At 58.0% G+C, this 19,003-nt stretch carries 16 protein-coding genes and 3 pseudogenes; 12 read left to right on the plus strand and 7 right to left on the minus strand.

The features are described 5' to 3' along the window. Positions 1-17 precede the first annotated feature (17 nt). A pseudogene (locus LPU83_RS74400) lies at positions 18-279 on the plus strand (hypothetical protein); the annotation flags it as partial. A 204-nt stretch (positions 280-483) separates the two neighbouring features. On the opposite strand, the gene LPU83_RS60510 reads toward LPU83_RS74400, so the two are convergent. Continuing rightward, positions 484-1,068 carry a tyrosine phosphatase family protein gene (locus LPU83_RS60510; protein ID WP_024316367.1) on the minus strand — a complete coding sequence of 195 codons (585 nt, stop codon included), beginning with the start codon at positions 1,066-1,068 and terminating at the stop codon, positions 484-486. A gap of 580 nt (positions 1,069-1,648) precedes the next feature. Between LPU83_RS60510 and LPU83_RS60515 the strand changes: the two genes are divergently transcribed. Continuing rightward, positions 1,649-2,134 (plus strand): hypothetical protein, encoded by a 486-nt coding sequence (locus tag LPU83_RS60515; protein ID WP_309475105.1) that lies wholly within the window; start codon positions 1,649-1,651, stop codon positions 2,132-2,134. Positions 2,135-2,434: 300 nt separating this feature from the next. Here LPU83_RS60515 and LPU83_RS60520 read toward each other — a convergent pair. The 3 genes and pseudogenes from LPU83_RS60520 to LPU83_RS60530 all read right to left on the minus strand — a co-directional run. Then, positions 2,435-2,819, minus strand: a pseudogene (locus LPU83_RS60520) (type II toxin-antitoxin system VapC family toxin). Beyond that, entirely contained in the window at positions 2,816-3,016 is a 201-nt protein-coding gene (locus LPU83_RS60525; protein ID WP_024316365.1) for a type II toxin-antitoxin system VapB family antitoxin, read from the minus strand. Before LPU83_RS60525 ends, LPU83_RS60520 begins: the two are co-directional and overlap by 4 nt. Positions 3,017-3,184: 168 nt before the next feature. Continuing rightward, a pseudogene (locus LPU83_RS60530) lies at positions 3,185-3,373 on the minus strand (type II toxin-antitoxin system HipA family toxin); the annotation flags it as partial. Positions 3,374-3,565: 192 nt separating this feature from the next. Between LPU83_RS60530 and LPU83_RS60535 the strand changes: the two are divergent. From LPU83_RS60535 to LPU83_RS60570, 7 genes are all read left to right on the plus strand, one after another. After that, positions 3,566-6,163: a bifunctional diguanylate cyclase/phosphodiesterase gene (locus LPU83_RS60535; protein ID WP_024316363.1), complete on the plus strand. Its 2,598-nt coding sequence runs from the start codon at positions 3,566-3,568 to the stop codon at positions 6,161-6,163. 30 nt (positions 6,164-6,193) lie between these two features. Next, on the plus strand, positions 6,194-7,438 hold the full coding sequence (locus LPU83_RS60540) for a type III PLP-dependent enzyme domain-containing protein (RefSeq protein ID WP_024316362.1): 1,245 nt from the start codon (positions 6,194-6,196) through the stop codon (positions 7,436-7,438). A gap of 12 nt (positions 7,439-7,450) precedes the next feature. After that, positions 7,451-8,515: a DMT family transporter gene (locus tag LPU83_RS60545; RefSeq protein ID WP_082321280.1), complete on the plus strand. Its 1,065-nt coding sequence runs from the start codon at positions 7,451-7,453 to the stop codon at positions 8,513-8,515. Between the two features lie 294 nt (positions 8,516-8,809). Continuing rightward, on the plus strand, positions 8,810-8,974 hold the full coding sequence (locus LPU83_RS60555) for a hypothetical protein (RefSeq protein WP_157997375.1): 165 nt from the start codon (positions 8,810-8,812) through the stop codon (positions 8,972-8,974). A 171-nt stretch (positions 8,975-9,145) separates the two neighbouring features. Continuing rightward, positions 9,146-10,162, plus strand: a complete 1,017-nt coding sequence (locus LPU83_RS60560) for an ABC transporter substrate-binding protein (protein ID WP_024316360.1) — start codon at positions 9,146-9,148, stop codon at positions 10,160-10,162. 95 nt (positions 10,163-10,257) lie between these two features. Then, complete coding sequence (locus LPU83_RS60565; RefSeq protein ID WP_024316359.1) at positions 10,258-11,076, plus strand: ABC transporter ATP-binding protein; 819 nt, start codon at positions 10,258-10,260, stop codon at positions 11,074-11,076. Between the two features lie 13 nt (positions 11,077-11,089). Further along, positions 11,090-11,965, plus strand: coding sequence for an ABC transporter permease (locus LPU83_RS60570; RefSeq protein ID WP_024316358.1), 876 nt, complete (start codon positions 11,090-11,092; stop codon positions 11,963-11,965). Positions 11,966-12,026: 61 nt separating this feature from the next. Here LPU83_RS60570 and LPU83_RS60575 read toward each other — a convergent pair whose 3' ends face one another. The 3 genes from LPU83_RS60575 to LPU83_RS60585 form a co-directional block, all read right to left on the minus strand. After that, positions 12,027-13,439 (minus strand): sensor histidine kinase, encoded by a 1,413-nt coding sequence (locus LPU83_RS60575; protein ID WP_024316357.1) that lies wholly within the window; start codon positions 13,437-13,439, stop codon positions 12,027-12,029. Then, positions 13,432-14,097, minus strand: coding sequence for a response regulator (locus LPU83_RS60580; protein WP_040680785.1), 666 nt, complete (start codon positions 14,095-14,097; stop codon positions 13,432-13,434). Before LPU83_RS60580 ends, LPU83_RS60575 begins: the two co-directional genes overlap by 8 nt. 180 nt (positions 14,098-14,277) lie before the next feature. Continuing rightward, entirely contained in the window at positions 14,278-14,940 is a 663-nt protein-coding gene (locus LPU83_RS60585; protein WP_040680787.1) for an SGNH/GDSL hydrolase family protein, read from the minus strand. 105 nt (positions 14,941-15,045) lie between these two features. Between LPU83_RS60585 and LPU83_RS60590 the strand changes: the two genes are divergently transcribed. The 3 genes from LPU83_RS60590 to LPU83_RS60600 are packed head-to-tail and all read left to right on the plus strand — an operon-like array spanning position 15,046 to position 18,993. Then, positions 15,046-16,077 carry a LacI family DNA-binding transcriptional regulator gene (locus tag LPU83_RS60590; protein ID WP_024314982.1) on the plus strand — a complete coding sequence of 344 codons (1,032 nt, stop codon included), beginning with the start codon at positions 15,046-15,048 and terminating at the stop codon, positions 16,075-16,077. A 13-nt stretch (positions 16,078-16,090) separates the two neighbouring features. Continuing rightward, positions 16,091-17,692, plus strand: a complete 1,602-nt coding sequence (locus tag LPU83_RS60595) for an FAD-dependent oxidoreductase (protein WP_040680792.1) — start codon at positions 16,091-16,093, stop codon at positions 17,690-17,692. Positions 17,693-17,721: 29 nt separating this feature from the next. Continuing rightward, complete coding sequence (locus tag LPU83_RS60600; RefSeq protein ID WP_024314983.1) at positions 17,722-18,993, plus strand: ABC transporter substrate-binding protein; 1,272 nt, start codon at positions 17,722-17,724, stop codon at positions 18,991-18,993. Positions 18,994-19,003: the final 10 nt, after the last annotated feature.

A 19,003-nucleotide genomic window follows, 5' to 3' on the forward strand; every position in this document is an offset into this window, starting at 1 on the left:
CTCCATGACAATGAGACAGCTGCGACGACACTTATTCCCTGGTATCGTTGGTCTCGGCCGGGCTCGGCATCGGTTTTGCGCCCGAGTGGGCTGAGGGCCTGCCGAACCGGGCCTTCGAGCTGAAGGCGGTGCGCTGCATCGATTTCGGGATTGGGCTGGCTGTGGCCTGGAACAAGAAGATCGCGCGACGACATCGTCGATTGCGCGGCAACGGCACGGGCCGGGCAGGTGACGATGACCTGGTCGACTGGTCCATACCGGTTTCGCCATACCGGATAGCGAGGGCAGGAACTAAAGTCGGGGATTATGCAAAGCAGCCCCAATCGGCGTCGCCTTGGTGAGTCCATCTGGTAAGATCATCAAGGTGAATGAAAGTCTCGCCGCCATGTCTCTAGAGCGCGCGCCAACGACAGTGAAGGCTGCCTTGCCGCGGAACACTCAGCTGCGGGACAGGTCATGTTTCGTTTTAAACAGGCGCTATTATCAGTCTAATCTTGCCATTGCGAGTTCGGCCTGCCTGTTGAGGCTCGTCATCCAGTCGGTAAAATGCGGCTGGCTTTTGATCTGGCGTCCGTAATGGCGGGAAAGCTCTTTCAAAAGCTCTCCGTTGCGGCCGAGTTGTTCATCAGCAAATCCGATCATTTGAGAATTCGGCCATGCTTGCGGGCGGATGCGAACCAATCTCGCAAACAGGGATTGTGCGCTTTCATCCGGATCCGTCTGGGCCATCAAAGTCAGCATTGCCGCCGTCGATCGAGAAACGCCCATATGACAGTGCACGAGGACGTGGCTGGGAGCCCCACGATCCTCCCGAGCCAGATACTCGGCGCCGAATTTCAGGATGGCTTCGACATGCTCTGGTGCTGGCATGATCAGACCCCGCGTTGCGACGATGATGTCGTGGAAGCGCAATGTCGCGCGGTTGTGCTTTCCGTAAGTCTCGAATACTTCCAGTTCAGGGTGATCCGGATCCACGATCGACAGAACATGCGTGACATTGCGAGCGCTCTGCGCGGGCAGTTCCTGAATACCACAAATGGTCAGCTCAGGGGCAATAACCGATTCCAAAACTCTACCCTCTATGATGATTGTCCGACTGGAGCCGCCGGCGGTTCTAATTAGCAATCATTTCGAGAGGACGCCACAATTTTAGCCTCGGCTCACTCTCCATGGGGCCCATCTCAGTCCACAAGTGAACAAGGGGTCTGCTATCCATCTGAAATCAATGGCTGATGTACAAGCCGCAATACCGGGTCCTTAGGTTCGATGGATAGAGGCTGCGAAGTCAGCTTTTAGTGCCGGCCAGCCAGCGGGCTTCAATGCTTGCGGGGAAATGGTTTGTAAGATTGGCGGGGCTGTCGGACGAGACTAAGGCCCGTCGGCAGGCTCACCGTCTGGGTTCGGCGCTGGCGTCTCTCTTGTATCTCGCGGCGGATGTTTGCGATCGTTAGCATCCTGGGGCGCGCCCTTCTGTTCGGAGTCACGGACAGGCTGCTCTTTAGGGTCTCGCCCCCTGGGTAGGGTTGCAATTTTCTTGGGCATAGCCAGTTCCTCCAGCTTCAACGATAAGAACCGGCTGGCAGGGCTGAAGGTTCCGAGCCAGCCGGGTTGCAATCATCAACGCATAAAAAGAAACTGAAAGGGCCCCATGGCGACCATCGTGGTCGATATCGGGCCCTCCAAATGGCTCGCTGTCTACGACCTTGTTTTTATGTATGGAACGCTATCTTCTCACCTCCACGAGCAGGAGGTATCGATGCGCCAATACTTGCTTTTGACATTGTTATTTGCACCGGGAATCGTGTTCGCACAGGCGCCGGATCTAGAGAAGACCTGCGTAAACGTCGCAAAGAGCTTTTTACTTACCGACCAGATCACTGTCGGGATAGTGCAGTCGTTTCCAGAGCTAAAGCCTCCAGGTGTTCGCATGTCGTATTCCACCAAGCCCGGGGCGCCGAAAGCTGAAATGTCCGATATCTTCGAATGCGAATTCGAAAACCCCAATCCACCCCATCGTTTGTCTCGGTTTTGTGTTTCCAGTACGTGTTACTCGCCGACTGAAGAAGATGGCGAACGTAAGAGACGGTTCGCGGAAATGCGAGTGGTTCTCGATCGAGCTGAAGCCCGTCCATAGTGCTTGAACCGCACCCGCGATGGTGCGCGCCACTCCGTCGGCCGACGACTTATCACTGTGGTGTACGCCATGCATAGTGTGTGGGAAGTAGTCTTTGAAGAGCTTTGCTTCAGCATGTTGAGCGTTTGTGGCGATAGGGGATATCGCGCCACCAGCCGTCCATCCGATTTGAAGATGGAGTTTCATGCTGAATTCCAAAATTGACTAGCGTCAATCGACTGAAATCTCAGCGATTGTTAGCTCCTTTCAAGAGCAAGGGATCGAAAATATCCGGAACCTCGTGCGGTATTGTTTCAGGATTTAATTAGGCAGGTTGACCGGCATGTGCACCGAAGCCCCCGCCTTTTCGGCCGCTGCCCGCAGACGCTTGTCTCTGGTCCATAAGGTCGCTCGCTGGTCAAGGAGGACCGATGCCAGCAAGTGGGCATCCGTGTAGCCAATACCGATGCTGAACATGCCGTGGCGATCGATCATTGTCATGACTTCGTCGGGCGTGGGGCGACAACCGCTCCGCGCTGAGCCGCCAGAAAAGCCATCACACTGCTGCGATCCCGAAGGCTGCCAAGCGCCAGCTCACCGATCACGGCCGGGTGGCAAGTAGACGATCGTGCTCAATAACCCTGCGCAGTTCGGCATCGACATGGCGAAAATGATCAATCCAGATCGAGGTGTCCGCTAGTATCACTTGGCCGCTGCGCTCCGGCGGCGCGGGGCTGCCTCGGCATCGGGCATGGTTCCTCCGAGCGCGATGAGGCGCTTTCCGGACTCCACACGAACAAGCGTCTCCAACGCCTGGCGGACAAGCGCCGCGGTTTCCTTGGTGCCGGTTAAGGACCTGGCCTTTTCCATCAGTGTGTCGTCGAGGTTCATGGTCGATCGCATGATCTGGCTCCCTTGCTAAGGCATGCAACTGAACACCATTTGGTGATTTAATCTATGCCCTGTTTCCGCTCCCACATATCGGGCGCGGTCCTATAACTGAAGCAGCACGACCCAAATTTTGGACAGCGGGGAAGCCCGGCACCGTAACATTGACCGAGGGTTGATATGTTATATTGCAAGCGCCCGTTTGAGGTCGTCGTGTTCGAAGGCGCTGGCCATTCGGGTAATCTCGGCCGAGCGCGCTCCCACTGCCCTTGCGGTGTCGCGCCATTTCGCGGTCACGGTCGCAACCTCTTTGATGATCGCGCGAGCCTGGGGGAGCGCGAGTGCGAAATACTCCGACGCCTCTTCGAAGATTACAAAAAAATCCAGGGTGCCCAGCAAACTGAATCTCGCAGCTGTCGATAGCGCCCCGTAGGCGATGTTCGTCACAAGACTTCACATCAAATGTAAGATTTAATTAACTATAGAATTATGCAACTTCAGATTTTAACGTATCATTTGCAGTTAAAACAATAGCATTCACGACATAAAACTGGGGTGGGTGCTATGAATACAGTCAGTTTAAACAGTCCGACTCTGTCGGGAGAGACTTTCACCAGACGTATCATTTTCCCCATGGCCAGCATCGTGGTTGTTGCAATCGCCGTCGTGCTGGGTTTCGTGCTTGTATCCGCAAGCGGTCAGAATCGACTTGAGGTCGAAGCCTCGACCAAACTCGCAACCGCCGCCCTTCAGGTTAAGGCGAGAGAAGTTGCCCGCAACCTCCGCGACTATGCCGTTTGGGAAGATGTCTACAAGAACCTCCACGAGACTGTGGACGCCGAATGGGCCGCGACCGACGGAAACGTTGGAGCGAACATTTACGAAGGTCTGGGCTATGAGATGGCCTTTGCGATCAATCCGAGCGGCAAGACCGTTTATGCGGTGATCCACGGAGCACCCCAAAAGGTTGATGCGCTCCAAGTGATGCCTCATGGCTTGAAAGATCTCCTACATGTCGCCTCGATACAGACTGATCCGGTCACAAGCATCATCAAGTCCGGGGAAGATGTGTTCATTGTCGCAGCCACGGGAATTCTTCCGCCTTCCATCGAAAGATCGACGGTTCGTCCTAGGGATTTGTCGATGCTGGTGTTCGCCAAGAAACTTGATCAGAAGTTCCTTGACGGGATCGGCCGCGACTATCTTCTGAATGGGCTGGCGATCTCGCCCTCCAAGCCCACCGACGCAGAGGCTTCGATCCCCCTGCTTACGCAGGACCGGGTTTACCTCGGCTCGATTACCTGGTTTCCAGCCAAGCCCGGCTACCAGTTGCTTCGCTTCATCCTGCCGCCGTTGGCAGTCGCGCTTGTTATCCTCGCCGCTTTTTCCTTGCTGGTGGTCCGCAATGCTCGCCGATCCACTCGCGCCCTGGAGGAGTCGGCCAAGACAGTCGAAGCTTATGCACAGACGCTCAAGGAGAGCGAATCTCGGTTCAAGGATGTCGCGGAGGCATCCTCGGACTGGATCTGGGAGAGCGACAACATTCTGCGGCTGGTATACTTTTCGACCCGCTTCACGGAAGTGACGGGCGTGGCGGCCGCGAGCGTCTTAGGCAAGACACTCGAACAGTTTTTTTCGAGCGACGCCGATACCGACGGTTGGCGCCGGCTGATCGAGGAGACCCATGAGCGGACGTCATTTCGGGATCTGAGATGCTGCTATCGTGATGCAGGCGGCCAAACGCGTATCTGCCGGCTCGCAGGACGTCCCATCACAAGTGCGAGCGGTGAATTCCTCGGTTTCCGGGGCACGGCAACCGATATTACCGAGGAGGTCAAGGCACAGGAGCGAGCAACGCACCTGGCACACCATGATGCTCTCACCGGCTTGCCGAACCGCGTGCTCTTCCGCGAACGGCTCAACATCGCATTGGCGGCGAATGCCGTCGAGGCGTCACGCGTTTCCATCATCTGTCTCGACCTCGATCACTTCAAAGAGATCAATGATACGCTTGGACACGGCGCTGGCGACATACTTCTCCAGCAACTCTCGAACAGGCTTTTGGGCTGTGTCCGTTCGAGCGACACCGTTGCCCGGCTCGGCGGCGACGAATTCGCGATCATCCAGGTCGGTGTAAACCAGCCTCTTGAATCCGAACAACTCAGCCGAAGGCTTATCGAAGTCGTGAAAGCCCCGTTCCAACTCGACGGCCAGGACTTTCATATCGGCGTCAGCGTTGGCATCGCGGTTGCGGATACTCGTGACAACGATCCCGAGCGGCTCCTGAAGAATGCCGACATCGCGCTCTACAGGGCAAAGCAAGCCGGCCGCGCGACTTACAAGATCTTCGAAGCCCAAATGGACGTCGAGCTTCAGGCCCGCAAGGCGTTGGAATATGACCTGCGCCAGGCAGTCCTCAAAAACGAGCTCGAAGTTCACTACCAGCCACTCATCGATCTTGAGGCGCGTGCAGTGGCCGCCGTCGAGGCGCTCGTGCGGTGGCGCCACCCCACGCGAGGTCTTGTCTCACCAGCGGAATTCATTCCACTCGCAGAGGAGACGGGTCTGATTGTCGCCATTGGCGAATGGGTTCTTGAAACAGCTTGTCTGCAGGCGCTCGAGTGGCCCCAGCTCCGGGTCGCCGTCAACCTCTCGCCCGTCCAATTTCGAGGCCGTGAACTTGTCGAAACCGTCGACGGTGTTCTTGTGCGAACGGGTCTTGATCCAGCGCGGCTGGAACTGGAAATTACCGAGAGTGTCCTTATCAACGATGCCACAGCCGCGCTCGAGATATTGAACGGTCTGAAAAGCCTCGGTGTCAGGATTGCGATGGACGACTTCGGGACGGGATATTCCTCTTTGGGTTATCTCAACTCGTTCCCGTTCGACAAAATCAAAATCGACAGATCCTTCATCGGAGATATGAGCAGCAAGGACAAGTCTGGCGCGATTGTGAAATCGGTCATCAGTCTCGGCCAGAGCTTAAACATGGTAACGACCGCCGAGGGCGTGGAGACGATCGAGCAGGCTACCTTCCTCACCAACGAAGGCTGCGACCAGCTCCAGGGATTTTATTTCAGCAAACCCGTCACAGCATCGGAACTCACCGCGTTTATCGATCGCTGGGAAGGGTCGGACATAATGTCCATTGTAGCAGCCTAGCCCAAATCGAAATCAGACAGGAAAATTGAAATGACCGCGCAAACCGCGTCTGCCGTCCTGGATGGGTCGGATTTGTCCCCGCGCCAGCTCCAGGCACGGATACAAAGTTCAATTCCATCGCTGGAGAAGGCTCGCCACACAGGGACTCCGCTAGCGAGTTATCCTGACGTCAATACTATTATTGCCGAGTTGCAGCCCACGGAACCGGTTTTTTGCATCTCGCCCTCGAGGTTGCGGGAGTCTGCGCAGAGCTTTCAGTCGTTTCCCGGTCGGGCGCTCTATGCGGTTAAGTGCAATCCACATCCCTTCGTGCTCGAGACCCTCTATCGTTCCGGTATCACGGATTTTGACGTCGCGTCGCTGGATGAGATACGTCTGATCAACGGCATGTTTGGGAAGGCGGCCGGCCAGTTTTTCAACAACCCGGCGAAAACACGCCCCGCCATACGTGCTGCAAGCGAACATCATGGTATTCGCTTCTACACCGCCGACTGTATGGAAGAGATTGAAAAGATCGTCGAGGAAGCCGGCTCTAGGGACGACCTGGTTATTGCCGTCCGCCTTGCTACACGACCGGCCGATGCAAGGTATGTTCTGGCCACCAAGTTTGGTGCCCAGCCCAACGACGCGGCCGAAATGTTGAAGGCCATTCATGCGAGAGGCATCAGGGCCGGGATTTCGTTCCACGTCGGCTCGCAGTGTCTGGCACCCGGCGCATTTGCGGCAGCCGTGGAACTCACTGGAAAGGTCGCTAACAAGGCGGGCGTTCCCCTGAGTGTGCTGAACGTCGGTGGTGGTTTTCCAGCACCCTATCCCGGCGACAAGATCGAGGGGCGGGAGCACTATTTCGGCAATATTGTCCGAGCGGTGCGGATGATCGAGCTGCCCCGCAGCTGCATCGTCCTTTGCGAGCCAGGCCGGAGCCTCGTGGCAACGGCGGGGACGATGATCGTTCAAGTCGTAATGCGCCGAGGATCGAACATTTTCATTAACGATGGCGTTTTTGGCACGTTGCAGGAGCTTGGGCACCCCAAGGAGCATCGCCCGACGCGGCTTGTCAGGAGCCGCGTGCGTTCGGCGGCCCCTCATGTCGATTTCAAGATTTATGGGCCCACCTGCGATTCGAACGATGTTCTGGGAGCACCGTTCAATCTGCCTGAAGACGTTCGCGAGGGCGACTGGATCGAAATCGGGATGATGGGTGCGTACAGTCTGTCGATGCGCACACAGTTCAACGGTTTCTACACCGACAACGTCGTGGCACTGGGTGAATAAAGGCAAATCGCAATGTCTTTAGTCTGCTCGAGCCGTTTGGTCGCCTCGCTGGTCGGAGCTGTGGGGATCGTCCTCTGGGCCACCGAGACGACACTTGTCACCTTCACCACGGCCATCCCGCCTCTTCAGACAGTGGCGACTGCATTTCTCTTCGCCGCCGCCATGTCGCCTTTCGTGTGGCTTGTCACACGCAGCCACCCGCTCGTCGCTTTTCGTCAACCGCCCCGCGTCTGGCTGCTGACGGTGATTTCGCTCGTTGGCTACCATGCCTGTATTTACTATGCCACGCAAAAGGCTCCCGCGGCAGCCGCAGCCCTTCTTCAGGGAACGACACCGCTTATGATCGTGCTCGGCTCTGCTTTCCTCCCTGGAGAGAAGCTCCGATGGTGGCACGTTGTCGGCGCGATGATGGGGTTGGCGGGCGTCATCAGCCTCGTTGATGCTGGCAGCGAAGCGTCCTTTTCGGCGGGAGCGACATTCTATCTCTCGCTGATCGGCGTTGCGGCGGCTCTCTGGGGGATTTATTCCGTTCTGACCAGAGCACTGCCGGAGGTTCCTTCATCGGCCCTCGGAGTGTTCTACGCTGCCTCCGCCATCGTCTCATACATCGCGCACCTGTCCTTTGAGGAGTGGGTTAGGCCCACGACCGGGGAATGGCTGGCAATGGCTGCGCTTGGCTGCTTGCCTATGGGGCTCGCTATCTATTTCTGGGACCATGGGCTGAAGAAAGGGGACATTCAGGCGCTCGGGGCCTTCTCCTATGTTGAGCCGTTTGTCGGGGCTCTTCTCGTCGCTTCATTCACTGCGGCCGCATTCGACCCCTCCCTCTTGTGGGCCGGAGTGCTGATCGTCGGTGGCGCCGTCATCGCCAGCGCGAGCCTCTGGACGCGACAGGAGATCAACACGGCCGGACGCGACGGCGGGAGCAGGATCAAAGGCACAGCGATCCCAGAATCGCTCAACGAAGCCTCGACGCCACAAGAGCCAAGTGCCATGAAAAACCGTTTCCTACAGCGACTTGCCGAGATAGACGACAAGGATAGTGCGGAACCTCTTGCGAGGACGCTGTCAGGTTAACTGACGCAGAGGTCTTTGGATATGATTGCGTCGGGCCATGACCTCCGTTAGCGACAAACGCCACCATCGAAAACCTGCTGTTCTTCCAACACAACACGCACATGTTCTACGGCGATGCAAAGAAGTCGATTTTCGATCTTCTGCTGCAATTGGGATAGGTAACCAGAGCTGAGGACGTTGGTCCGACGGCGCCCGCCCGCCGCCATCTTCGAAGAAGGCAAGTTTATATACGTCGGGGAAAATCCTTGACGTGTCTGACGCCGTTGACGCTGAAATTGAGCGGCAAGTCGCCTCGTGTGGTGGCGCCGGATCTTCCAATTCGCGCTGGCCGAACAGATCGCCTGGGCAAAGATGCTCAACGCCGGGCAGATCTGTACCAACGTCGGTTACCTGCTCCAGCCCGAGACCGCGGGGATGCCTTCGCCAAAGCCGCGCGCAATGATCGTCGAGTTGGCTTGACGAGCCTCGTCCTGCGCACCTATGCGAACGGTCCCTCTTGATTTGAGTTTTAGCTGAAGCGGCTGAAAGCTGACTGAAAGCTTGGCCTGCTACTGTCGTCGTCGCATCGTGGAGGAGACACGAGCCCGTGTGTTAATGGCGATGCTGACAACTACTAGGAGGATACAGTCTATGCGTTGTACGCGCGCACTTCTTCATTCTGCTGCCGTTTTCGCCTTCCTTGCCAGCGCCGCCATGGCAACCGCAACGTCAGCCAATGCTTCTGATAAGATCACGATCATGGTCGGCGGTTACGAAAAGCAGATCTATTTGCCGGCAAAGCTCGCCGAGACGCTTGGCTATTTCAAGGAGGAGGGCCTCGATGTCGAACTTCTGAACGAGGCGGCTGGCGTCGATGCAGAAAATCAGCTGCTTGCCGGCGCCGTGCAAGGGGTCGTCGGCTTTTATGATCACTGCGTTGATCTGCAGGCGAAAGGCAAATTCGTCGAATCGATCGTCCAGTTCAGCCAGGCGCCGGGTGAGGTTGTGCTTGTTTCGAGCAAGCATCCAGAAATCAATGCCCCCAGCGACTTTAAAGGCAAGACGATCGGAGTGACAGGGCTTGGCTCCTCGACCAATTTCCTGACGCTGTACATGGCATCGAAGGCTGGATTGCAATCCGGAGACGTCGTCACCGTCCCAGTGGGTGCTGGAGGAACGTTCATCGCCGCTATGCAGCAGGATCAGATCCAGGCAGGTATGACGACGGAGCCAACAATTTCGCGCATGGTCAAGACCGGCGAGGCATCGGTTCTCGTCGATATGCGCACCGTCGAGTCTACGCGCAAGGCGCTCGGCGGCACCTATCCGGCTGCCTCTGTCTACATGGAGAGCGCCTGGGTCGACGCACATAAGGAGGAGGCTCAGAAGCTTGCCAATGCGTTCGTAAAGACCCTGAAATTCATCAATACGCATTCTGCCGCCGAGATCGCCGAAAAAATGCCTAAGGATTTCTATGTCGGTGACAAGGACGGCTATATCAACGCACTCGAGGCGGGCAAGGGCATGTTCACGCCGGACGGTGTCATGCCCGAAGACGGCCCGAAGACCATTCTAGCCGTACTCTCGGAATTCTCCAAAAACGTCAAGGGCAAGCAAATCGATCTTTCGAAGACCTACACGACCGAATTCGTAAAGAACGTCAAATAAGCGCCCCTTCGCAGCACGTCCGGTCAAGCCGGAACCAGTTCCCTTGAACAAAAAGCACCTGTACGCGCGCCTACAGGCATGCGCGAGGATATCTCATGACAGAACTTATAACCCATGATCCAGCGATCGAATTGATCAATGTGAGTCGCCGCTTCGTTTCTCCGACCGGCAAGTCTCTGACTGCGCTTCGCGATTTCAACATGACCGTCGAACGCGGTGAGTTCGTTGCCGTGGTCGGCCCCACGGGGTGCGGCAAGTCGACGACGCTCAATCTCGTCACCGGCCTGGCGCGGCCGAGTGCTGGCGAAGTCCGCCTTATGGGCGGGCCTGTGTCTGGCATCGATCCGCGCGTTGGCTTCGCCTTTCAGACGGATGCCCTCTTCCCCTGGAGGAACGTGATCGACAATGTAATGGCTGGTCCCCTGTTTCGCGGCAAGCCACGCGACGTTGCGGAAACGTCGGCCAAGGGCTGGCTGGCACGCGTCGGACTTTCAAAATTCATGAACCACTATCCGCATCAGCTGTCCGGCGGCATGCGCAAGCGCGCTGCGCTCGCGCAGACCTTCGTCAATGAGCCGGAAATCCTACTCATGGATGAGCCCTTTTCCGCGCTCGACGTGCAGACACGCACCGTCATGCACGAGGAACTGCTGAGACTATGGGCGGAGCGCAAGGCATCTGTGGTTTTCGTCACGCACGACCTCGAGGAAGCCGTCGCACTTGCCGACAAGGTCTATGTCCTGACCGCCGGACCCGCAACTGTTAAGTCGGTCTACAAGATCGACCTGCCACGGCCGCGCGTTGTGTCGGAAATCCGTTACGAACAGCAATTCATCGACTACTGCAAGACCATCTGGGATGATCTGCGACAGGAGGTGGAAACCAGTTATCGCCGTGCGAGCGAAGCGGCATAGGGAGGCCTTAGCAATGGCAAACGTACCCATGGAGACGGCGCGTGTAGTTTTTCGCCCGGGCACCTCTGATGCCGAAATCGAAGCTGTCGCATTGAAGTCCATCAAGCGCCGCAAGCAAACGGTTTTGTTCTGGCAGATCGCCATTCTCGTCGCGACACTCGGGCTTTGGGAGTTGTCGTCCGCAATGGTCTGGATCGACCCGTTCTTCTATGCAAGCCCAAGCGCCATCGCCGCACGGCTCTACGACTGGGCCCTCAACGGCACAACGGAAGGTTCGCTTTGGTATAACCTGTGGGTTACCATGCAAGAAGCGTTGATCGGCTTTTTCGCCGGCTCGATCGCGGGTGTATTCGTTGGCGTCGGTCTTGGCCGCAACCGCTTCCTCTCGGATATCTTCTCCGTTTATATCAAAGCGATCAACTCGATCCCGCGCGTTGTGCTTGCACCAATCTTCATCATGATCATGGGTCTTGGGTTGCCATCGAAGGTAGCGCTCGCCTTCATCATGGTGTTCTTCGTGGTTTTCGCAAACGCTTTTCAGGGTGTGCGGGAAGCAGACCGCAACATGATCGCCAATGCGCGCATTCTCGGCGCCTCCAATTGGCAGGTAACCCGTAGTGTTATCGTTCCATCGGCGATGAGCTGGATCTTCGCGAGCCTGCATGTTTCGTTCGGCTTTGCTATCATCGGCGCGATCGTTGGCGAGTTTGTCGGCGCCCGCTTTGGCATTGGCCAGCTGATTTCGATCGCCAAGGGGACTTTCGATGCAGCGGGCATGTTCGCGGCGATTATCCTCGTCATGATCTTTACACTGGTTGCAGAGGCAATCATGACCGTGATCGAGAACCGCCTAGCCAAGTGGCGGCCACAACAGATGGACGTTCAGTAATCCTCTCAAGCCTTGCTGGAACGCTGAAAGGGCCGGGTGAGATGCTCGGCCCTTTTGGTTTTCACGGCCCAAGCGGCAATGTTACAAGGACAAGAAGTCCTCCGTCTTTTCCATCACCAAGTTCGATCGTGCCTCCGGCGCTATCGACCACTTCCCGCACGATTGCCAACCCGAGACCGCTACCCTCGGTCTGTGTGCCGATCACTCGATAGAAGCGTTCGAATACCTGCGTGCGCTCGCCTTCTGGAATTCCCGGGCCGGTGTCTTCGACCGTGAGGATTGCCATATCTCGCAGTGACTTGACCGTAGCGGTTACCGCGCCGCCAGCTGGCGTATAGCGCAGAGCGTTGTCGACCAGGTTGACTACCAACTCGCCGAGCATGGTCGCATCACCAGTCACATTCACTGGACCGTTATTGTCGAAACCGAGATCAATGCTGCGTTTCAATGCCTCTTCGGCGACATCTTCGAGTACGGAACGTGTGAGAGCCGCCAAGTCGATATTGTCCCTGCGTGGGCGGAAGTTGCCGGGCTCGGCCCGGGAAAGAGCAAGTAGCTGCCCAGCCAGCCTTGTAACTTGACGCGTGCTTTTCTGCAGAGCTTGAAGTGCTTCATCGCGCTGACGAATGTCAACTTCCCTGGCAGCCACCGCGGCCTGGGTCGCGATCAGCGCCAGTGGGGTTCGCAATTGGTGGGCGGCATTGGCAACAAAGCGCCGCTGAGCCGCCATCTGATTTTGCACGCTCTCCATATGCTCGTTCAAGGCGTGAACGAGCGGCTGCAGTTCTGTCTGTACCATTGATGGCGGGAATGGGTCGAGGCGGTCACGACCACGTTGGCGCACAGCGTCGCGCAGACGCAATATGGGGGAAAGTCCGCGTTGGAGACCGATGATAGTGACAAGGCCTGCCAGTAGAACAAGCGCAAGCTCGTTTGCGAAATCGGAAAGCCAGAGCTGGCGTCGAATTGCATATTGGCTGCCATGCGTGACACCGACCGTCACAGCAATCGTTCCATCTCCCGCAAGGCCCACGACTGGATGCTCAAGCATGAGCGCTCGAATACTTTGATCGTGAAATATCAAATCCTGGCCCTTCAGCGCGACCGGCGGCGACGGCAGATCGGGATATCCTGACAGTAGGTTACCCCAGGGCGTGGTCACGCGATAGAAGACCTGATCGCCAAAGCCGGTGTCAAACATCTCCAATGCGGCGGGGGGAATTTCGACCTGAACGGAGCCACTGTCGTCGACGTGCACGGCCTCGGCAATGACACGAGCCGATGCCAGCAAAGTGCGATCGGTGACGAGCTGGGCGGCGGCAGCGGCAGAGCGGAAGCTCAAATAGAGGTTGACGCAGATTGCTCCAGCTAGCGTCAAAACGACCAGTGAGACCAGTTGGACACGCAGACTGCGCTTTAGCCGAGCAATTCCGCCTGGCAGCCTTCGGATCAGCGATTTTGGTCCTTTAAACATGGCGCAGCAGATAGCCAAGGCCGCGCAGCGTTACGATCTGAATGGAGCTGCCTTCGAGCTTCTTTCGGAGTCGATGGACGTAGATTTCGATTGCGCTCGCATCCGCAACATCATCGAATCCAAAGACCCCTTCGGAAAGGGATGCTTTCGTCACAGTCGCTCCCGCTTTCATTATCAGGTGCTCGAGCACGGCGTGTTCGCGAGGCGTGAGCTGTAGTGGCTGCCCGCGCAGCGAAAACTGTCGTGTTTTGCCATCAAGGACTAGGTCTCCAACGACAATTTGCGGCGCTGCGACGTCATGACCGCGCCTGATCACCGCGCGGATTCTCGCTTCAAGTTCCGCAATTTCAAACGGCTTGGCGAGATAGTCGTCCGCACCGCTATCAAGACCGGCAACACGACCCTCCAAGCTGGCGTTTGCAGTGAGAATGATGACGGGCACCTTATTGCCGGCGCGGCGCAGCTGCTTCAAGACGGTCATGCCGTCTAACTTGGGTAGGGACAGATCGAGGATAACGGCCGAATAGGCTGCAAGATGTAGCATATGCTCAGCGTCAAGGCCGTCGGCCGCAATATCCACAGTGTACTGCGTTTGCCTTAGAGCCTTCGCGAGCCAGGCAGCAAGGTCGGCGTTGTCTTCCACAATAAGCAGGCGCATTTTCCGTGCTCACGTCAATAGGCGACCACCAACCTATCATTGGTCAATGCCGATCAGAACTCTGGAATGACAATCTTCCGTCCTGTTTTTTCCCACGTGGTGACGAGTTGTCACAGCGATAGCGGCAGCGTGGCACGCACAAATGGCCTGCGGATCGAACTTGAAAGACCGGAACACACGTTATGAACGAGCCGCATTTATGAAAGCATCAAGGATCGCGCGATGTCCGGCATCGCTCGGATGGACTAGATCGGCTGAGGCCAAGGCGCCGTCGCCGTGAGCTTTCATGCTTTCGTAAACAGGTGCATAGAAGAGTGAGAAGTGTCGTGCCAGCTTGCGCACGACCTCGACATAGCCTTCGAAACCCATCCGCGTCTGGCTTGTGAAGCCGGTGCTGCCGACGCAGAGCCCGGCTTCCGGGATGTAGGGTGGGCTGCCGATCGCCAGCCGTTCCGCGTGCCCCGCCTCGATCAGTTTTTTCAGCATCTTCGCGTAGTCGTGGGCGAAGCTTCGGACGTTCATCGTGTCCGGGGCGGCTGTATAGCGGGCGTCGTTATAGCCGTAGAGAATCAGGATCGCATCGCGGTGGGGCGCATCCAGAAGCGCATTTTCGAAACGGCCGATACCGTTGTCGGGCCGCGGTTTACCATCCGCAAGGCGTGATCCCTGCAATATCGTGCCGGGGATCGCGTGGTTACGGACTGGGAAGCCGTTGACCTCGGCTGCAAACAATGCCGGCCAGGTGAGATGCGGCTGGCTGGCATTGAAGCCCGCAGTAATGCTGTCTCCGAACACACGCACGCCAGAAATTCCGAGTGATTTCAAATGCACCCCGAACCGCATCAATTTTTCCTTCATTTCCCGCTTGACAGAAACCGGCTCAATCTTGTTTATACGTATTAACTGCTAATACGTATTAGCAGTCAAGGGGGGGTTGGAGGAGCTCGCGTGGCAGGCCCTAAGCGATTGACTCAGCACGATATTGCAAAGCTTGCCGGCGTTAGCCAGGCAACCGTATCACTTGTGTTGAACGGCACCCCGACAGCCCTGGCGCGCATTCCTCAAGAAACTCGCGAGCGCGTCCAGCACGTCATCCGCGCGACTGGTTACGTTGCGGATCCGATTGCCCGACGCATGGCCAAGGGCCTCAACCGTATCCTCGGCGTCTTCACCTATGAACCAGCTTTCCCGAGCGAGCAGGCGGACTTCTTCACACCTTTCCTGCTCGGCATCGAGGAGGAGGCGCAGGCCCAGAACTACGACCTGCTGCTTCTGACCGGCGCCGGCGTCGGCCGGGAGCGCAAGATTTTTGCCGACGGCAACCGGTTGAGGATCGCCGACGGCTGCCTCGTGCTCGGCCGCGAATTCGACCGCGCGGAACTCAAGCGGCTGGTTTCCGGCGATTATCCCTTCGTGGCGATCGGCCGACGTGAGGACGCTGGCGGACCCGTTCCCTACGTTGGCGGCGACTACACGACCGGCACCCGCGCGCTGGTCGAAAAGGCGAGGGCGCTTGGACACGAGAAGTTGGCTTATGTCGGCCCCAGCGGATCGGCCGAATCCGTCGTCGACCGCTGGCACGGCTTTGCCGAGGCGATCAGCGAGGGCGCCGAGCTGGTCTTGCATGTCGACGATGTCCGCAGGTCGGCCGGCGAAATTCTCGATGCCATTATTACGTGCGGTGCGACCGCCGTCTTCTTCGTGGAACTGGCGGACGCGGTGCGCGTCGAGGCGGTGGCTCGCGAGCGAGGCTTGTCCTTGCCGGGTGATTTTTCCGCTGTCGTGCTCGGCAGCCACGTGCGGGCCGAACGCAGCCATGTGCAGTTCACCTCCTTCAGTATTCCACGCGAGGAAATGGGCCGGAAGGCGACCACCATGCTGGTGCGTCGCATCGAGGGTGCGGTCCCGATCGAGCAAATTCTTCTGACCTGTGAACCGGTCGAGGGCGAAACCCTCGGGCCCGCAAAGAAACGGAATTGAGAACGTGAAAGAAATGCGAGCAGATATTCTGATAGTCGGCGGCGGTCTCGGTGGCGTGGCAGCCGCGCTTGGCGCCTGCCGGGCGGGACGCAGCGTCATCATGACCGAGGAATTCGACTGGATCGGTGGTCAATCGACCAGCCAGGCAGTGCCGTCCGACGAGCATACATGGGTCGAGCAGTTCGGGATTACCCGCTCCTATCGCAAGCTGCGCAACGGCATCCGCCAGTATTACCGTGACAACTATCCGTTGACCGAGGGTGCTCGTGCTTGGGGCGACCTCAATCCCGGCGCCGGCTGGGTGAGCCGGATCTGCGCCGAACCACGCGTCAGCCTCGCAGTCATGGAAGCCATGCTGATGTCCTATCGCGGTGCCGGTCGCCTCAAGGTGCTGCAGCCTTACCGGCCGGTCGCGGCGGATGTCGAGGGCGACACCGTCCGCTCCGTCACACTTCGCCATCGCGATACGGGCAACGAGATCGTCGTTTGCGCCGACTACGTTCTCGACGCGACCGAACTCGGCGACCTCCTGCCTATGACTGGTACGGAATATGTGAAAGGCTTCGAGGCACAGTCTGACACCGGCGAGCCGAGCGCGCCTTGCGAAGCGCAGCCGGACAATGTTCAGGCGGTGTCTGTATGCTTTGCCGTCGACCATGTGGACGGCGACTGGACAATCGACAAACCGGAAAACTACGACTACTGGCGCAAATACCAGCCGCATTTCTGGGGCGGGCCGCTGCTTGGCTTCACCGCGCCGCATCCGCGCACGCTGGAATTCACCACTCGCTCCTTCACCCCGAATGTCGATGACGATCCGCTAGCGGTCGACGCCGACCAGCGCAAGGGTGGGGGTGACGAGAATCTTTGGCTGTTCAGGCGCATTGCCGCACGCCGCAATTTTCGGCCTGGCTTCTATCAATCCGACATCTGCTTCGTGAACTGGCCGATGATCGACTACATGGACGGCACGATCATCGACGTGTCGGAGGAGGAAAAGGCCAAGCACCTGAAGTCCGCCGCCGATCTTTCCTACTCGGTCTTCTATTGGCTGCAGACGGAAGCGCCGCGCGTCGATGGCGGGCAGGGTTATCGCGGCCTTCGCCTGCGCGGCGATATCACCGGGACGGAACATGGGCTTGCCATGGCGCCCTATATCCGCGAGAGCCGTCGCATAAAGCCGGTCACCCGCGTCGTCGAGCAGGACATGTCCTATGCCGTGCGCGCCGAAAAGGGCGCGGTGAACTACCGTGACAGCATCGGCATCGGCATGTACCGCATCGACCTGCATCCCTCGACAGGGGGTGACAACTATATCGACGTGCGATCCTGCCCATTTGAGATTCCGCTTGGTGCATTGTTGCCCCAGCGGGTGAAGAACCTCATTCCAGCAGGCAAGAACATCGGCACCACCCACATCACCAATGGCTGCTACCGGCTGCATCCGGTCGAATGGAACGTCGGCGAAGTGGCAGGCATGCTCGCGGCCTATTGCTTGGAGAAACGGCTGAACCCTCATCAGGTCCAGGAAGACCATGGACATCTCCACGATTTCCAGCGCGAGCTCACCCGCGAAGGCATTGAAATCCGCTGGCCCGACATCGCGGCCTATTGAACAAACCCATCTTTGGAGGAGGAACGGGAATGGACTATTACAAGAGACTCAAATCGGCCGTGGCGGCGCTTGCCATCGCCGTGCCGCTTGCCGGGAGCGGCATCGCAAAGGCGCAGGAAGCGGTCAACCTGCGCATGACCATCTGGAGCGCCAACGAGGCGCATCTCAAACTCTTCAACGAAATCGCCGCGGGCTTCAAGAAAGACCATCCGAATGTCACGATGACCTACGAGTCGCTGCCGTTCGACACCTATACGACGGCGCTCACCACTCAGATTGCCGGCGGCAATGCGCCGGACATGGCCTGGATATTCGAAACCGCGGCCTATGACTTCGTCAATTCTGGCGCGCTTTATCCGCTGACCGACACGCTGAAGGCAGCCAAGGGTTATAACCTCGACGAACTAAGCGGCACGGCCGCCGAGCGGTGGTCGAAGGACGGCAAGCTTTATGCCTATCCTTTCTCGACCTCGCCATTCGCGATGTTCGTCAACAACGACGTCATTAAGGCGGCCGGCGCCAAGACGCCCGCCGAATTGATCGCCGCCGGGCAGTGGACCTGGGATAACGCGATCGCCACTGCCTCGGCCGTCGGCCAGACGGGCAAGGGCGGCCTGATCGTGCGCGACTTCAACTACCAGATCTGGCAGAATCTCGCCTCCGTCTGGAACGGATGGGGCGCCTCGCCCTGGAGCGCAGACGGCAAGACATGCACGATGACCGAAAAGCCGATGGTCGACGCGCTGACCACCATCCACGAGGCGATCTTCAAGAAGAAGGCGATGCCAGGGCCTGGTGAGAACGTCGATTTCTTTGCCGGCGATGCGGCCATGACCATCACCCAGATCAGCCGCGCCTCGCTGCTGCCGAAGGATAAGCCCTTCTCCTGGGATCTCGTGCCACTTCCGAAGGGACCGGCCGGTGATTACGCCCTGATCGGCCAGGCAGGTATCGGCGTGATGCAGGCCGGCAAGAACGCCAAGACGGCAGCCGAATACATCGCTTACATGACGAACCCGGAAAACTCGGCCAAGCTCAGCCAGTTCTTCCCGTCGGCCCGCAAGTCTCTGCTCAATGCCGAAGTGCTGAAGAAGAGCAATCCGTTGCTCAGCCAGGAACAGCTCGACAAGGTCGTCATCTCGGGCATCGCGACGGGCAAGGTCATCCCCGGCCATACAGGCTTCGCGCAGATCCAGCAGGCGGTTCGCGCCGGCCTCGATGCCGTCTGGCGTCCGGATGTGGATATTCCGGGCACGCTCCAGCAGATTTGCGGCCAGATCGGCCCGCTCTTGAAGCGCTGAGAGGATAAAC

This window comes from Rhizobium favelukesii (assembly GCF_000577275.2).
GTDB lineage: Bacteria > Pseudomonadota > Alphaproteobacteria > Rhizobiales > Rhizobiaceae > Rhizobium > Rhizobium favelukesii.

What these genes read in the sequence shown, in the direction of transcription:
- LPU83_RS60515 (WP_309475105.1), top strand. Translation starts at nt 1,649, where the DNA reads ATGGCGACCATCGTGGTCGATATCGGGCCCTCCAAATGGCTCGCTGTC.
- LPU83_RS60525 (WP_024316365.1), bottom strand. Translation starts at nt 3,016, where the DNA reads ATGCGATCGACCATGAACCTCGACGACACACTGATGGAAAAGGCCAGG.
- LPU83_RS60535 (WP_024316363.1), top strand. Translation starts at nt 3,566, where the DNA reads ATGAATACAGTCAGTTTAAACAGTCCGACTCTGTCGGGAGAGACTTTC.
- LPU83_RS60540 (WP_024316362.1), top strand. Translation starts at nt 6,194, where the DNA reads ATGACCGCGCAAACCGCGTCTGCCGTCCTGGATGGGTCGGATTTGTCC.
- LPU83_RS60545 (WP_082321280.1), top strand. Translation starts at nt 7,451, where the DNA reads ATGTCTTTAGTCTGCTCGAGCCGTTTGGTCGCCTCGCTGGTCGGAGCT.
- LPU83_RS60560 (WP_024316360.1), top strand. Translation starts at nt 9,146, where the DNA reads ATGCGTTGTACGCGCGCACTTCTTCATTCTGCTGCCGTTTTCGCCTTC.
- LPU83_RS60565 (WP_024316359.1), top strand. Translation starts at nt 10,258, where the DNA reads ATGACAGAACTTATAACCCATGATCCAGCGATCGAATTGATCAATGTG.
- LPU83_RS60570 (WP_024316358.1), top strand. Translation starts at nt 11,090, where the DNA reads ATGGCAAACGTACCCATGGAGACGGCGCGTGTAGTTTTTCGCCCGGGC.
- LPU83_RS60575 (WP_024316357.1), bottom strand. Translation starts at nt 13,439, where the DNA reads ATGTTTAAAGGACCAAAATCGCTGATCCGAAGGCTGCCAGGCGGAATT.
- LPU83_RS60580 (WP_040680785.1), bottom strand. Translation starts at nt 14,097, where the DNA reads ATGCGCCTGCTTATTGTGGAAGACAACGCCGACCTTGCTGCCTGGCTC.
- LPU83_RS60585 (WP_040680787.1), bottom strand. Translation starts at nt 14,940, where the DNA reads ATGCGGTTCGGGGTGCATTTGAAATCACTCGGAATTTCTGGCGTGCGT.
- LPU83_RS60595 (WP_040680792.1), top strand. Translation starts at nt 16,091, where the DNA reads ATGCGAGCAGATATTCTGATAGTCGGCGGCGGTCTCGGTGGCGTGGCA.
- LPU83_RS60600 (WP_024314983.1), top strand. Translation starts at nt 17,722, where the DNA reads ATGGACTATTACAAGAGACTCAAATCGGCCGTGGCGGCGCTTGCCATC.